A 14,017-nucleotide genomic window follows, 5' to 3' on the forward strand; every position below is an offset into this window, starting at 1 on the left:
CCGCTCCCCCTCTCCCCTCTCTCCCCTCTCTCACCCGAGGAACCTTTGATCATGAACAGGCAGCCGACCGTCACCGCGTTCAGCGTCTACCCGGTCGCCGGCCGGGACTGCATGGAGCTGAACCTCTCCGGCGCGCACGGCCCCTACTTCACCCGCAACATCGTGGTCCTGCGGGACTCCGACGGCCGCACGGGCCTGGGCGAAGTACCGGGCGGCGAGAAGATCACCCAGACCCTGCGCGACGCCGAGTCCCTCGTCGTCGGCGCCCGCGTCGGTGACTACAAGCGTGTCCTGCGCGAGATCGGCGAGCGTTTCGCCGACCGAGACTCCGGCGGACGCGGAGCCCAGACCTTCGATCTGCGCACCGCCGTCCACGCCGTCACCGCCGTCGAGTCCGCGCTGCTCGACCTCCTGGGCCAGCACCTCGACGTTCCCGTCGCGGCGCTGCTGGGCGACGGCCAGCAGCGCGACTCCGTCCGCGTCCTCGGCTACCTCTTCTACGTCGGCGACCCCGACCGCACCGACCTGGAGTACGTCCGCGAGCCCGAATCACCCGTCGACTGGCACCGCATACGGCACGAGCAGGCCCTGACCCCCGACTCGATCGTCCGGCAGGCCGAAGCCGCCTACGACCGCTACGGATTCAGGGACTTCAAGCTCAAGGGCGGTGTCCTGGCGGGCGCCGAGGAGGTCGCCGCCGTACGCGCGCTCAAGGACCGCTTCCCCCAGGCCCGCATCACCCTCGACCCCAACGGTGCCTGGTCCCTGCGCGAGGCGATCGAGCTGTGCGCGCCCCTGACCGACACGCTCGCCTACGCCGAGGATCCCTGCGGCGCCGAGGACGGCTACTCAGGCCGCGAAGTCCTTGCCGAGTTCCGCCGCGCCACGGGCCTTGCGACCGCCACCAACATGGTCGCCACCGACTGGCGGCAGATGACGCACGCCTTGGCCCTCCAGTCGGTCTCCATCCCCTTGGCCGACCCGCACTTCTGGACCATGCAGGGCTCCGTACGCGTGGCGCAGCTGTGCAACGCGATGGGCCTGACCTGGGGATGCCACTCCAACAACCACTTCGACATCTCCCTTGCCATGGTCACCCACTGCGGAGCCGCGGCCCCCGGGGAGTACAACGCCCTGGACACCCACTGGATCTGGCAGGAGGGCCTGGAGCGCCTCACCACCGCCCCGCCCCGCATCGTCGGCGGCGAGATCGCCGTACCCGACGCTCCCGGCCTGGGCATCGAGCTCGACATGGACCGCCTCCTGGCGGCCCACGACCTCTACCTGCACAAGGCCCTGGGCGCCCGCGACGACGCCATGGGCATGCGCTACCTCATCCCCGACTGGCAGTTCGACAACAAGCGGCCCTGCCTGGTGCGTTGAGGGCGAGGCACTTCGCGGCTTGTGCCTCAACGGAGAGCGAGGACGGTGGCGTCGCCGTAGTAGACGGAGCGTTCCCTGGCTCCGTCGCCGAGACCGGAGACGCCGAAGGTCATCTGGAGCCGTTCGGTGTTCCCGAGGCCCTCCCGCGAGGCGGCGAACCGGAGTCTGACCTTCTTCGTGCTGCCGGCAGGCACGGCTCCGACGGGGACGATCAGCGAGTCACCCTGGTCGGCCTCCTTGCGGGGCACGTCCGTCCAGGCCTTGCCGTCGTACCACTGAGCACGCACGTGCGACGTCGTGCTCTCGCCGCCGAAGGCACACTGCTCGAAAGGATCGTCGCTCTCCTCGCACGCGGTGAACTCGGGCTGGGCCCGGACCTTCGGGTAGGGGCTCCGCGACTGGTTGGTGACCTCGGCTTCAATCGAAGTCCAGCGGCCGTCCCTGCGCAGCACGGCGCGGCCTTGCGAAAGCACTGTGCTGGTGAGCGCCTCCAACTCGACGCCCAGGTAGCCGCGTCCGAGGAGGCGGCCGTGATCCTTGAACACCAGCTCGACGGGCAGCCGGTCACCCTCGGTCCGCGGGCCGAACGGCGGGTTGATCCTGAACCGCGTCCGGCTCGGCCCGGAATGCAGCGGGAGGCGGAACGAGCCGCTCGTCACCAGGTTCTTCTTGCCGCCGATCCGGCCTGGTCGAGGCGTGGAGAGCGTCAGCTTCTTCCAGTGGTCGTCCTCTTGCCGGTCGTCCCCGTACGCGGCCGTGGGCACCTGGCCCCTGTGATTCCCAAGACCGATGCGCAGCTCGACGGTCGCGTCAGGGCGGGCCCGCCGTTGGTTGGTGAAGTCGACCTCGAGGATGTTCGGCTTGTTCTTCCACCAGGAGTCGACACGGTTCACGTCGACGCTGACCGGCGCACGGGAGGTCCGATCCTCGGGTGACGACGACGGCGCCTCACTGCTGCACCCCGCTGTGATGACCAGAGCCACGACGCATCCCAGCACGCGCGGACGCCTCACCGGGTCCTCCTCATCAGTTGCCGCCTCCATGAATGATTATGGATGGTCAAGGACTCCTCAGGTCTTTTTCGACGAGCACCGCGACTCCGTCGAGGAACCGCTCGAGCCCGAACTCGAAGAGCGTGCCGAGTTCGAGGCCGAAGTCGTCGTCGCCGAAGAGGGTCGACAGGACCGGATAGGCCCCGCTGGTCTGGATCTCGTCCATGCGGGGCTCGTGGGACGCCATCCACTCCTCGGGGGTCATGCCGGTGTCCTGCCGCGCCTGAGTCTCCAACTCCATGGCCATCGCGACGCCTTGGGCATAGCCCAGGAGCGAGAGGTGGACGTGGATCATCTGGTACGGGGTGAGGCCCACTCCCCTCACGGCGGACAGGACCCGCTCCGTGTACCGCATCGCATGGGGCGAGGCCATCGGGCGGGTGAGGGCGGCCATGGCCCGCCCCAGCCAGGGGTGACGCTCGTAGAGGCCCCACAACCACCAGGCTTCCCGGGCCAGTTGCGCACGCCAGCCATGTGGTCCGGGGCTCGGCGGTTCCTCGCTGAACACCGCCTCCGACATCAGCCGTACGAGTTCGCCCTTGCTCGGGACGTGCCGGTACAGGGCCATGGTGGAGGTGCCGAACTCGGCCGCGACACGCCGCATGGACAGCGCCGCGAGCCCTTCCGCGTCGGCGAACGCGATCGCGGCGCGGATGATGCGCTCGCGGTTCAGGAGCTGGCCGGGAGCCCCGCGGCTCTCCCGCTCCGGCTGCGCGACCACCGTGCCGACACCGGGCACGGCCCGCACCAGACCCTCCTGTTTCAGCGCGGCGAGCGCCTTCGTCGCGGTCGCCATCGCGACGCCCCACTCCTCGGTGATGCGCCGGGTGGAGGGGACACGGTCGCCGGGCGCGAGATCGCCCGAGTCGATCCGGAGGCGGATGTCCCGCGCGATACGGAGATAGGGCGGTTCGGCGGTCATGGCTTCACTGTACTAGTGCACTTGATGCGTCACCTCCCAGGTCAGCAGCGGTAATTAGGGCAGTGCACTAGGTCGTTGTTTGCGATGTACGCATGCAGCCGCTTCCGTACCGGGCATGGAGAACACACCCGGCCCCCGCGCGGGCCGCAAGGAATGGTCCGCCCTCTGCGTCCTGATGCTCCCCCTGCTCCTCGTCTCGATGGACGTCTCGGTCCTCTACTTCGCGATTCCCTACATCAGCCAGGACCTGGAGCCCAGCGCCACCCAGCAGTTGTGGATCCTCGACATGTACGGCTTCGTCCTCGCCGGCCTGCTCATCACCATGGGCGCCATCGGCGACCGGATCGGACGGCGTGCGCTGGTGCTCGGGGGCGCCGCGGTCTTCGGTATGGCCTCGGTCGCAGCGGCGTACGCGCACTCGGCCGAACTGCTCATCGCCATACGGGCGTTGCTGGGGCTCGGCGGCGCCGCCCTGATGCCGTCTACGCTCGCCCTGATCCGCAATCTCTTCCGCGACGAGCAGCAGCGCGCCAAGGCGGTGACGGTGTGGACGGCCGTCATGACCGCCGGGATCTCCCTCGGCCCGGTGGTCAGCGGTCTGCTCCTGGAACACTTCTGGTGGGGTTCGGTCTTCCTGATCAATCTGCCCGCGATGGTGCTTCTGCTCGCCCTCGTCCCCTTCCTCGTACCGGAGTTCAAGTCGCCGCAGCAGGGCCGCTTCGACCTGCCGAGCGCGGCGCTCTCCCTCGCGGCCCTGCTCCCAGTCATCTACGGCATCAAGGAACTGGCCCAGCACGGCTACGAGCCGCGGCCCGCCCTCGCCGTCGCCTCGGGACTCGCGCTCGGCCTCGTCTTCGTGCACCGCCAGAAGCGTCTGGCGCACCCGGTGATCGACCTGGTCCTGCTGGGGCGGCGCGCCTTCGGCGGTCCGGTGGTCGCCAATCTCCTCGCCATGTTCGCCACGGTCGGCATGGCCGTCTTCCTCACGCAGTACCTGCAGTCCGTCCGCGGCATGAGCCCGTTCGAGGCCGCCCTGTGGAGCCTGGTGCCGGCCGCAGGTCTGGCCGTCATGGCCCCGGTCGCGGCCGTGCTCGCCCAACGCGTCGACCGCGCTTATGTCATGGGCGGCGGCTTCCTCGTCTCCGCCTGCGGCTTCCTCTGGCTGACCCAGGTGCACGCCGACACGGCGCTCTGGGTCACGCTGACCGGCGCCTCGGTCTATGCGGGCGGCCTCATCGCCGCCATGACCCTCGCCAATGAACTGGCCATCGGCGCCGCCCCGCCGGAACGCGCGGGCTCGGCCGCGGCCGTCCTGGAGTCGGGCCAGGAGTTGGGCGGAGCCCTGGGTATGGCGATCCTCGGCTCCATCGGCGCCGCGGTCTACGGCCGCGACATGGCCGACGCTCTTCCGACCGGCGTTCCGCACGCCGACGCGGTTCGCGAAACCCTGGGCGGTGCGACCACGGTGGCCGCGGACCTCCCCTCCGGCACTGCGGAGTCCGTCCTGTCCGCCGCGCGCGATGCCTTCACGCATGGGATGGGCTTCGCCGCGATCGGCGCTGCGGTCGTGATGGCCGCGGCGGGGCTCTTCTGCCTCGTCCTGCTGCGCGGTGCGGGCAGGACCGAGCACCCTGCCGGATCGAACGTCGAGGCACACATCGAAGCCGTACCAAGCCGCTGACCTGCCTATTCACCATCACACCCACACTGTGGCGCCACTGGCGACATTCATGACGCCATAAATGGCTCCACATGGCGCCACACGTGTGCCATGATGGCACCAAGGGGAGCGGCCCTCGGCTTCACAGGCTGAGGGGCGCGCATGTCGCGGAGTTGAGTCGGCAAAGGGGTCGGGGCATGGAGACAGCACGGAGTCAGCAGCAATCGGCGCCCGGCGCGTTCACCGCCTTCGCCCGCTTCGTGCTCTGCGGCGGCGGGGTGGGGGTCGCCTCCAGCTTCGCCGTGGCGGCCGTCGCCTCCTGGATTCCCTGGGTGCTGGCCAACGCCCTGATCACCGTGGTCTCCACGCTCCTGTCCACCGAACTGCACGCCCGCTTCACCTTCGGCGCGGGTGGGCGCGCGACCTGGCGCCAGCACGCGCAGTCGGCCGGGTCCGCCGCGGCCGCGTACGCGGTGACCTGCGTGGCGATGCTCGTTCTCCAGCAGCTGGTGGCGGCGCCCGGTGCGGTGCTCGAACAGGTCGTCTACCTGTCCGCCTCCGCACTCGCCGGTGTCGCGCGGTTCGCGGTGCTGCGCCTCGTCGTCTTCGCCCGCAGCCGCTCGCAGGCCGCGGCCGGGGCCCGCACCGCCCCTCCCGTGGACGCGGCCATGGCCCGCACCTCGGCCACGGCCGCCCCCGCGGAGCTGTGCCGCGCGGCCTGACCGTACGGGGAGGAAGTTCCGCCGCCCCTGTATCGATCCTGGTCAGCGCAGTGCTTACCGGACCTGGCCGCAGGCCGCGCGAGGGGGCTTCGTAGGATCTCGGGTGAGTACGCGGACGCCCCGACCCCGGGCCGCCGATGCTGCCCGCGCCCCCTGCCGACCGCACGGGCGGCCGCGGCGACTCCTGCCCTCTGTCATCCCGCCGTCCGGGTCCCCGGCCGGCTGAAGTCCGGAACGTCCTTCTCTTGAGCACCGACGAAATCATCGAGGCACCGCCCACGCCTGCCCTGCCTCACCCCCGCATACGTACACGTCCACGCGTCCTGCCCCGCCTCGCGGGCCGCGCCCCCGCCCCACCGCCCGCGGGCACCACGCTGCACAACATCAGTGCCGTCACCGCTGTTCTGCTGGCGCTCGTCGCCGTCGGCTCCGTCGTCCACGAGCCGGTCCTGATACCCCCGCTCGCGGCGTCCGCCGCCATCGTGCACAGCGTCCCCAGGCTGCCGCTGGCCCAGCCGCGCAGCGTGATCGCGGGCCATCTGCTGTGCGCGGGCATCGGTTACGCGGTCCTCGCCGCGCTGGGCAGCGCACCCTGGGCCGCGGCGCTGGCCGCGGGCATCGGCCTCGCCGTGATGACCGTGGCGCGCACGCCGCACTCGCCGGCCTGCGCCACCGCCGTCGTCATCGTCCTGCACCATCCCCGGCCCGCCACCTTCCTGCCCCTGCTCGCCGGATCGGTCGTCGTGGTCGTCCTGGCGGGCTGGGCGGCCTCGTGCGCCCGCCCCAGCGCGCCGCGCTATCCCGCGTACTGGTGGTGATCAGTTGTACGTCCCCGCGTGGGCATGGTGATGTTCTTGACGTGTGGAACCCGCGCACGCGGAGAGCAGAAGGCTGACGGCTGAAGTACGAGAAGGGATGCGCGATGGCAGCGGCTAGGACAGTGACGTTCCCCTCCGGAGTGAGCGTGCCCGCCCTGGGCCAGGGCACCTGGCACATGGGCGACGATCCTTCGCGCCGTTCCGAGGAGCTGGCCTCCCTGCGCAGGGGCCTGGACCTGGGCATGACGCTGATCGACACGGCGGAGATGTACGGGAGCGGCGCCTCGGAAAAGCTGGTCGGCGAGGCGATCCGCGGGCACCGTGACGGCGTGTTCCTGGTGAGCAAGGTGCTGCCGTCGAACGCCGACGCCCGCGGCACCGTCGAGGCCTGCCACGCGAGCCTGCGCCGGCTCGCCACCGACCGGATCGACCTGTACCTGCTGCACTGGCGGGGCGGTGTGCCGCTCTCGGAGACCGTCGAGGCTCTCGAAGGCCTGGTGAGCAGCGGCAGCATCGGCGCCTGGGGCGTGAGCAATCTCGATGTCGACGACCTAGCGGAACTCCCCCGAGGCGCCCGCCCGCAGACGGACCAGGTGCTCTACAACCTCACCCGCCGCGGCCCCGAGTACGACCTGTTCCCCTGGTGCCGCGAGCGGTCGGTACCCGTCATGGCCTACTCCCCGCTGGAGCAGGGGCGGCTGCTCGGCCATCAGGCCCTGGAGTCGGTGGCGGCGGCGCACGGGAGCACACCGCTCCAGGTGGCGCTGGCCTGGGTGCTGCGCCACGACGACGTCATCGCCATTCCGAAGGCCTCCACCGCCGCGCACGTGGAGGAGAACCACGCCGCCCTCGAACTCAGCCTCACCGACGAGGACCTCAAGGCGCTGGACGCCGCGTTCCCCGCGCCGACGGGCAAGGAGCCCCTGGAGATCCTCTGAGGGACCCGGCCGAGGAACGCGACCGGCCGTCGGAAGTGTGGCTTCCGCTTGTCAGGGCACCCTTCACGTCGCTGCGCATGCTTCCCCGAGCATGTCGCTCTAGGGTGAATCCCGGGGCCCGCACCGCCCGGAGCCACCGGCTTCGAGCCCTACAGGAGGCGCTTCATGCCCCTCGCCGCAAGCGGAACCTCGTCGCTGATGCTGATCATCGGCGTGGTGATCGTCGTCGTACTGCTCGGCCTGTTCTATTTCGGACGGCGACAGGTCACCCGACGCCCCAACCCACCACAGGAGCCCCAGCCGCGCGCCGACTCCTGGGAGGAGCCCCACGACGGGCCTCCCGAGTCGCGCTAGGCGTTCCGAGGAGGAACGGCATGCCCATCGCCACGGTCGATCCCGCCACCGGCGAGACGCTCGAAACCTTCGAGCCGCTCGATGACGCGAAGGTCGAGAGCCGTCTGACGGCCGCCCACGCCGCGTTCGGCCAGTACCGCACGAGCGAGTTCAGCGAGCGTGCCCGGCTGATGAACCGGGCCGCCGAGCTCCTCGAACAGGACAACGCGTTCATCGCCCGGACCATGACCACCGAGATGGGCAAGCCCGTCAAGGCGGCGAGGGCCGAGGCGGCCAAGTGCGTCAAGGCCATGCGCTGGTATGCCGAGCGGGCCGAGGAGCTGCTCGCCGACGAGCATCCCGCGCAGGCCGACGTGGCGGATTCGGGCGCGACCCGGGCGATCGTCCGCTACCGCCCGCTGGGCGTCGTGCTGGCCGTGATGCCGTGGAACTTCCCGCTCTGGCAGGTCGTGCGGTTCGCGGCCCCCGCGCTGATGGCGGGCAACGTCGCGCTGCTCAAGCACGCGTCGAACGTGCCCCAGACGGCCCTCTACCTCGACGACCTCTTCCGTCGCGCCGGATTCCCCGAAGGCTGCTTCCAGACGCTGCTGGTGGGCTCGGGCGCCGTCGAGAACATCCTGCGCGACGAGCGGGTGGTGGCCGCGACCCTCACCGGCAGCGAGCCGGCCGGCCGTTCGGTGGCCTCCGTCGCGGGCGACGAGATCAAGAAGACCGTCCTTGAGCTGGGCGGCAGCGATCCCTACCTCGTGCTGCCGAGCGCCGACATCGAGCGGGCCGCCGCGACCGCGGTGACGGCCCGGGTGCAGAACAACGGACAGTCCTGCATCGCCGCCAAGCGCTTCATCGTGCACGCCGACGTCTACGACGACTTCCGCGACCGGTTCGTCTCGGGCATGCGGGAGCTGACCGTCGGCGACCCGGCGGACGAGAACACCGACGTGGGGCCGCTCGCCACCGAACAGGGCCGCGAGGATCTGGAGGAACTCGTCGACGACGCGCTCGCCCGGGGCGCCACCGCGCTCTGCGGCGGGCAGCGCCCCAAGGAGCAGGAGCGGGGCTGGTACTACTCCCCCACCGTCCTGGCCGACGTGACGCCGCAGATGCGCATCCACCGGGAGGAGGCGTTCGGCCCGGTGGCCACGCTCTACCGCGTGGCGAACCTGGACGAGGCCGTGACCCTGGCCAACGACTCGCCTTTCGGGCTGAGTTCCAACGTGTGGACGCGCGAGGACGCCGACGTCGAACGCTGTGTACGGGACCTCCAGGCGGGCGGCGTCTTCTTCAACGGCATGACCGCCTCCCACCCCGGCCTGCCCTTCGGCGGCGTCAAGCGCTCGGGCTACGGACGCGAGCTGGCGGGGCACGGCATCCGCGAGTTCTGCAACGCCACGACGGTCTGGTACGGCCCGTCCGACCCGGACGGCAAGGGCTGACAGGGTCCGCGGCTCAGCCCCGTCGGCTCGTGGGGCTCCCTGCCCATACCGATGGGGTTCGGCCCGACCACGGGCTTGCCTGTTCGAGTTGTCCGGCGAGGCGGAAGAGGAGGTCCTCGCGCCCGTAGCCGGAAGCGAACTGCATACCGATCGGGAGCCCCGTTCCGGCGTCGGCCGTCACGGGCACGGACATGGCGGGCGTGCCCGCCACGTTGAACGCCATGGTGAACGGCGAGCGGTCGTTGAGGCGGTCGATCCACCCGAGGCCGTCCAATGCCTCAGCGCCCTCGCCGTAGGCGCCCAAGGGCATGGGGAGCTCCGGCAAGGTCGGGGTGAGCAGCACGTCGTGGGCGTCGAAGCCGCGCGCCAGGCTGCGGGCGACCCGGTTGCGGACCGCGAGAGCGCCGACGAACTGGGGGCCGCTGACCCGCTGCCCGTAGTGGTAGCCCACGAGGGTCGTCTGCTCAAGGGTCGAGGAGTCGACGGGCCGGTGGAAGGCGGCGGCCAGCTCGTCGACCGAGGCCGCCAGGTTCGCCGCCATCAGACGGGCGCCGGCCAGGACGAACTCCTCCCAGCCGACACCGAGTTCGACCTCGGCCTCCTCCACGCGGTGACCAAGGGATTCGAGCAGCCGCACGGTACGGGAGAGCGCGTCGGCCACGGGTGCGGTGGTGCGGCGTCCGCCCCACGCCTGGGCGAGGACGCCGATCCGCAGCGCACCCGGGTGACGGGTGACTTCTGCCGCGTAGGGGCGGGACGGCTCCCCGGCGAAGTACGGATCACCCGGTTCCGGGCCGCGGATCTGGTCGAGCAGCGCCGCACTGTCGCGGACCGTGCGGCTGACGCCGCCCTGCACTGCCAGACCGCTGAAGACTTCGTCCGCGTCGGGGCCCATGGAGACCCGGCCACGGGTGGGCTTCAACCCGAAGAGGCCGTTGTAGGCGGCGGGTATGCGCAGTGAGCCCGCGGCGTCGGTGCCGTGCGCGAGCGGAACCACCCCGGCGGCGACGGCAGCTCCCGCGCCTCCGCTGGATCCGCCCGCGCTGTGCCCCACGTTCCACGGGTTGCGGACCGGGCCGTACAGCGTCGGTTCCGTCGTGATGCTGTAGGCCATTTCCGGGGTCGCGGTGCGCCCGAACGTCACGAGACCCGCACGGCGGAAGCGACGCATCAGGGCGGAGTCGCCGCGCGCGATGTGGCCGGCCGCGAGACGGCTGCCCAGCTCCATCCGCCGTCCCGCCACGGCGACTCCGATGTCCTTGACCAGGAAGGGGACTCCGGCCAGCGGCGTGCTGCCGGGGGCGGGCTCGTCGTCGGCCTGCCATGTCTCCACGATGGCGTTGATCCGCGGATCGACCGCCTGCGCGGCCTCGCGCGCGGCCGTCTGAAGTTCGGCGGGCGTCACGTCTCCGCGGGCCACCAGCTCCGCAAGCCCGACGGCGTCGAAGCTCACGTACTCGCCAACTCTCACTGTCACTCCCAGGGGAAGGAAAGATACCGTTGAGTCCTTGACGATACCCAACGGTATCGCCTGGGACAGGCTGGTACCGTAACAGGGCTGGGAGCACCACAACCGACCGGACCTCACGGAGCAGTGATGACATCGACCGCGAGCAGGCCGGACAGAGTGGCGAAACTGCCGCCTCGTGAGCGCATCCTCGACGCGGCGGAGGAGCTCTTCCAGAGCGAGGGGATCCGGCGGGTGGGCGTGCAGACGATCGCCGACAGGGCCGAGACCACCAAGATGGCGATCTACCGGCACTTCGACACCAAGGACGCGCTGGTCGCCCAGTGGCTGCGCATCGTCGCCGCCGACTACCGGGCGGCCTTCGACCGGGTCGAGGCTCAGCACCCCGGCAGCCCCAGGGAGCAGATCCTGGGCCTGGCCCGCTTCATCGCCGAGGGGCTGCCGGCGATCTCGCACCGGGGCTGCCCCTTCATCAATTCCATCGCCGAACTGCCCGACCGCACCCATCCCGCGCGGCAGGTGATCGAGGAGCACAAGGCCCACCAGATGCGCAGGCTGGTCGCCATGTGCGCCGGGGCAGGGCTGCCCGACCCCGGGCAGGCCGCGGCCGAGATCACCTTCCTGCTCGAAGGCGCGCAGGTCAGCGCGCAGAACGGAAGCGTCGATCAGGCAGGGGACCGGCTGATGCGAATCATCGAGGGAGTCATCGACCGAGGGAGTCGCTGATCCCGAGAACCGGGTGTGTGTCCGCCCGGGTTCAGTGACCCGGCAGCGGCGGCTCCCCGTGCTCGGCGCCCGTCAGGCGCAGCTGTACCTGTACCTCCTGGTCGCCGGATGCCGTGCCGTTGTCCGAGGCGACGAAGGCCGATTCGAGCGTGGCCCGCAGCCGGTCCACCGCCACCGGGCCGCCCTGGAGGTCGGCGGTGACCGGACCCGCAAGGAGTACGCCCCGGACGGGTCCCGGGCTGTGGTCGGCGCGGAAGGCACCGGTCCAGACGGCGTCGCGGGGCTGCTCCGTCCGGTGCGGCGCCTCGTTGCCCCGGTCGGAGGGGAAGTGGGTGCGCAGCACGCCGAAGACGGCGTCCGCGTCGGCCGCGGAGCACTCTCCGAGGACGACCTGCACCAGGTCGGCGGAGTCGTCCTGCGCGCCGGGAGAAGCCGGGCCGGATGTGTCGTTCACGCTGTTCTCCAGTGGGGTCGCGGGTACGTGTGTGATCACGGGTACCCGATGTGCGGGCAGGTAGCGGTGCCGAAGCGCTCAGAGTTCGCGCAGGGCGGGCAGCAGCTTCTTCTCGGCCCAGTCGATGAAGGGCCGCTGGTGTTCGCCGCCCACCTGGACGAGGGCCACTTCACCGAAGCCCGCCTCGACGTAGGGGCGTACGGCATCGACGAAGGCGTCGACATCGTCGCCGCACGGGATCTGCTGCGCCACGTCCTGCTGGGTGACGAACTGCGTGGCGCCCGCGAAGCCGGAAGGACCGGGCAGCTCGGAGTTGACGGGCCAGCCGCCGGCGAACCAGCGGAACTGGTCGTGCGCGCGGGCGACGGCCGCGTCCTTGTCGGTGTCGAAGCAGACCGGCAGCTGACCCACGCGCGGCTTGCCGCTGCCGCCGTGCCGGTCGAAGGAGTCGAGCAGGTCGGCCTTGGGCTCGGTGGCGATGACCAGGTCGGCCAGTCTGCCCGCAAGCGCGCAGGAGCGCTCGCCGGAGACCGCCACTCCGATGGGGGGCAGCTCGTCGGGCAGGTCCCACAGGCGGGCGTTCGCGACGTCGAAGTGGGTGCCCTGGTGGTTGACGTCGTCGCCGGTGAACAGCGCGCGGATGATGCCGACCGCTTCCTCGAGCATCTCGATCCGGACCTGCGGGGAGGGCCAGCCCGCGCCGACCACATGCTCGTTGAGGCTCTCCCCCGAGCCGAGCCCGAGCCGGAAGCGCCCCTCGGAGAGCAGCTGCATCGTCGCCGCCTTCTGTGCCACGACGGCCGGGTGGTAGCGGACCGTCGGACAGGTCACGTACGTCATGAGCGGGATCCGCGAGGTCGCCTGCGCCGCGGCGCCGAGCACGCTCCACGCGTAGGGCGCGTGCCCCTGCGAGTCGAGCCAGGGAAAGTAGTGGTCGGACGTGACGGAGAAGTCGAACCCGGCCCGTTCCGCCGCGACCAGATCGTCGACGAGGGCACGGGGGCCCGCCTGCTCGGTCATCATCGTGTAGCCGATTTGCACCATATTCATACGTTTTGCCGAACCACTCCCGCTGAAACATCACCGTCAGCGGGCGCATGGGGACTGCTGCCCACGCGGCGCGGTACCAGTCGGGCCCTTTGGCTCCGGCCCTACTTCCAGTCGTACGCGTACGCGGCGACCCAGGTGATCTCCAGCTGCGCACTGCTGCCGGGCTCCGCCCCGGGGCCTTCGAGCGCGCTCTCGTTCTGCAGGATCCACGAAAGCGGCTGGTCGGGCACGCCCCTGGTGTCCTGTCCCGTCTCCCGCCCGTCCACGAAGAAACGCACGCGTCCGGGGGTCCATTCGGTCGACACCGTGTGCCACTCGGTCCACGCGTCGGCGCCGCGGAACGTGCCCTGCTCGCCGCCGCCGCACGGATGGTGGAAGGCGGTAAGGGATCCGGCCCAGTTGCCCTCGGGGTGGTCCATCTCGCAGCCGCCGCCGTAGTGCAGCCACGCCGACTTGTATCCGGCGGCAGGCTTGGTCACCTTGATGCGGGCGCTGTACTTGCCGTACTTCATCTGCATGACGGCGCGCGGTACGACCGCGGCGGCGTGGACAGGGCCTCCGTCGTCGGGCCGCCACATCCGGATGCGCATGCGGCCGTCGCCGTTGCGCGCAGGGCCCACGCTCACGGTGTCCTCTGGGTGGTAGACACCGACGACGTCACGGCCCCGATCGTTGGCCGTGTCGCGCCAACCGGTGGGATAGGCCCACCAGTTGTCGCGGTAGGAACCCTTGAGGCCGTCGCAGTACGCGGCGGACGTGTCGGCGTGGTGGTCGCAGTCGCTGAACGCGCCCAGGGGGACCCGGTCCCCGTTGAAGTCCTCGGCCACGACCTGCCAGAACGGCCCGCAGTCGCCGCGCGGCAGCTCGGTGCCGACGCCGGCGCACGCATCGGCCGACTGCGGCGCTCCCCCGGCGCTCGGGATGGCGAGCAGGGCGGCGAGCAGCATGGTGCCGAGTGCCGCGAACACGACCGGCCTGCGCCGCCTCGTCGCCGCGTGTGATCCCATCGCGATGCCCTTCCTCCCGGCCGCGCGCGT

14 protein-coding genes are annotated in these 14,017 nt (G+C 70.9%); 8 read left to right on the plus strand and 6 right to left on the minus strand.

Annotated elements, in window-relative coordinates:
- The first annotated feature begins 51 nt into the window (after positions 1-51).
- Positions 52-1,383, plus strand: coding sequence for an enolase C-terminal domain-like protein (locus tag ACFUPX_RS24730; RefSeq protein ID WP_383326520.1), 1,332 nt, complete (start codon positions 52-54; stop codon positions 1,381-1,383).
- Between the two features lie 26 nt (positions 1,384-1,409).
- Here ACFUPX_RS24730 and ACFUPX_RS24735 read toward each other — a convergent pair whose 3' ends face one another.
- Positions 1,410-2,396, minus strand: a complete 987-nt coding sequence (locus ACFUPX_RS24735) for a hypothetical protein (RefSeq protein WP_383326523.1) — start codon at positions 2,394-2,396, stop codon at positions 1,410-1,412.
- A 46-nt stretch (positions 2,397-2,442) separates the two neighbouring features.
- The gene (locus ACFUPX_RS24740) at positions 2,443-3,357 is read right to left on the minus strand and encodes a TetR/AcrR family transcriptional regulator C-terminal domain-containing protein (protein ID WP_383326526.1); all 915 of its coding nucleotides are present in this window, start codon (positions 3,355-3,357) and stop codon (positions 2,443-2,445) included.
- 115 nt (positions 3,358-3,472) lie between these two features.
- Here ACFUPX_RS24740 and ACFUPX_RS24745 point away from each other — a divergent pair, with 115 nt between their 5' ends.
- The 6 genes from ACFUPX_RS24745 to ACFUPX_RS24770 all read left to right on the plus strand — a co-directional run bounded on the left by ACFUPX_RS24745 (position 3,473) and on the right by ACFUPX_RS24770 (position 9,282).
- Positions 3,473-5,038 (plus strand): MFS transporter, encoded by a 1,566-nt coding sequence (locus ACFUPX_RS24745; protein WP_383326529.1) that lies wholly within the window; start codon positions 3,473-3,475, stop codon positions 5,036-5,038.
- Positions 5,039-5,214: 176 nt separating this feature from the next.
- Entirely contained in the window at positions 5,215-5,739 is a 525-nt protein-coding gene (locus ACFUPX_RS24750) for a hypothetical protein (RefSeq protein WP_383326532.1), read from the plus strand.
- 245 nt (positions 5,740-5,984) lie between these two features.
- A complete protein-coding gene (locus ACFUPX_RS24755; RefSeq protein WP_383326535.1) occupies positions 5,985-6,557 on the plus strand; it encodes an HPP family protein in 573 nt (190 codons plus the stop codon).
- Between the two features lie 104 nt (positions 6,558-6,661).
- Positions 6,662-7,495: an aldo/keto reductase gene (locus ACFUPX_RS24760; RefSeq protein WP_383326538.1), complete on the plus strand. Its 834-nt coding sequence runs from the start codon at positions 6,662-6,664 to the stop codon at positions 7,493-7,495.
- 165 nt (positions 7,496-7,660) lie between these two features.
- On the plus strand, positions 7,661-7,849 hold the full coding sequence (locus ACFUPX_RS24765; protein WP_383326541.1) for a DUF6479 family protein: 189 nt from the start codon (positions 7,661-7,663) through the stop codon (positions 7,847-7,849).
- A gap of 20 nt (positions 7,850-7,869) precedes the next feature.
- Positions 7,870-9,282, plus strand: a complete 1,413-nt coding sequence (locus ACFUPX_RS24770; protein ID WP_383326544.1) for an NADP-dependent succinic semialdehyde dehydrogenase — start codon at positions 7,870-7,872, stop codon at positions 9,280-9,282.
- A gap of 13 nt (positions 9,283-9,295) precedes the next feature.
- Here the strand turns inward: ACFUPX_RS24770 and ACFUPX_RS24775 are convergent, their stop codons facing one another.
- A complete protein-coding gene (locus tag ACFUPX_RS24775) occupies positions 9,296-10,753 on the minus strand; it encodes an amidase (RefSeq protein WP_383326547.1) in 1,458 nt (485 codons plus the stop codon).
- A gap of 126 nt (positions 10,754-10,879) precedes the next feature.
- Here ACFUPX_RS24775 and ACFUPX_RS24780 point away from each other — a divergent pair, with 126 nt between their 5' ends.
- Positions 10,880-11,476 (plus strand): TetR/AcrR family transcriptional regulator, encoded by a 597-nt coding sequence (locus ACFUPX_RS24780; RefSeq protein ID WP_383326550.1) that lies wholly within the window; start codon positions 10,880-10,882, stop codon positions 11,474-11,476.
- 31 nt (positions 11,477-11,507) lie between these two features.
- On the opposite strand, the gene ACFUPX_RS24785 is transcribed toward ACFUPX_RS24780, so the two are convergent.
- The 3 genes from ACFUPX_RS24785 to ACFUPX_RS24795 form a co-directional block, all read right to left on the minus strand.
- On the minus strand, positions 11,508-11,930 hold the full coding sequence (locus tag ACFUPX_RS24785; protein ID WP_383326553.1) for a hypothetical protein: 423 nt from the start codon (positions 11,928-11,930) through the stop codon (positions 11,508-11,510).
- Positions 11,931-12,008: 78 nt separating this feature from the next.
- Entirely contained in the window at positions 12,009-12,974 is a 966-nt protein-coding gene (locus ACFUPX_RS24790; RefSeq protein ID WP_383326620.1) for an LLM class F420-dependent oxidoreductase, read from the minus strand.
- Positions 12,975-13,081: 107 nt separating this feature from the next.
- Positions 13,082-13,987, minus strand: a complete 906-nt coding sequence (locus tag ACFUPX_RS24795) for a glycoside hydrolase family 16 protein (RefSeq protein WP_383326556.1) — start codon at positions 13,985-13,987, stop codon at positions 13,082-13,084.
- Positions 13,988-14,017 lie beyond the last annotated feature (30 nt).

This window comes from Streptomyces sp. NPDC057302 (assembly GCF_042667685.1).
GTDB lineage: Bacteria > Actinomycetota > Actinomycetes > Streptomycetales > Streptomycetaceae > Streptomyces.

Coding starts and splice junctions, on each gene's coding strand:
- ACFUPX_RS24730 (WP_383326520.1), top strand. CDS start 52: ATGAACAGGCAGCCGACCGTCACCGCGTTCAGCGTCTACCCGGTCGCC.
- ACFUPX_RS24740 (WP_383326526.1), bottom strand. CDS start 3,357: ATGACCGCCGAACCGCCCTATCTCCGTATCGCGCGGGACATCCGCCTC.
- ACFUPX_RS24745 (WP_383326529.1), top strand. CDS start 3,473: ATGGAGAACACACCCGGCCCCCGCGCGGGCCGCAAGGAATGGTCCGCC.
- ACFUPX_RS24750 (WP_383326532.1), top strand. CDS start 5,215: ATGGAGACAGCACGGAGTCAGCAGCAATCGGCGCCCGGCGCGTTCACC.
- ACFUPX_RS24760 (WP_383326538.1), top strand. CDS start 6,662: ATGGCAGCGGCTAGGACAGTGACGTTCCCCTCCGGAGTGAGCGTGCCC.
- ACFUPX_RS24765 (WP_383326541.1), top strand. CDS start 7,661: ATGCCCCTCGCCGCAAGCGGAACCTCGTCGCTGATGCTGATCATCGGC.
- ACFUPX_RS24770 (WP_383326544.1), top strand. CDS start 7,870: ATGCCCATCGCCACGGTCGATCCCGCCACCGGCGAGACGCTCGAAACC.
- ACFUPX_RS24780 (WP_383326550.1), top strand. CDS start 10,880: ATGACATCGACCGCGAGCAGGCCGGACAGAGTGGCGAAACTGCCGCCT.
- ACFUPX_RS24790 (WP_383326620.1), bottom strand. CDS start 12,974: ATGGTGCAAATCGGCTACACGATGATGACCGAGCAGGCGGGCCCCCGT.
- ACFUPX_RS24795 (WP_383326556.1), bottom strand. CDS start 13,987: ATGGGATCACACGCGGCGACGAGGCGGCGCAGGCCGGTCGTGTTCGCG.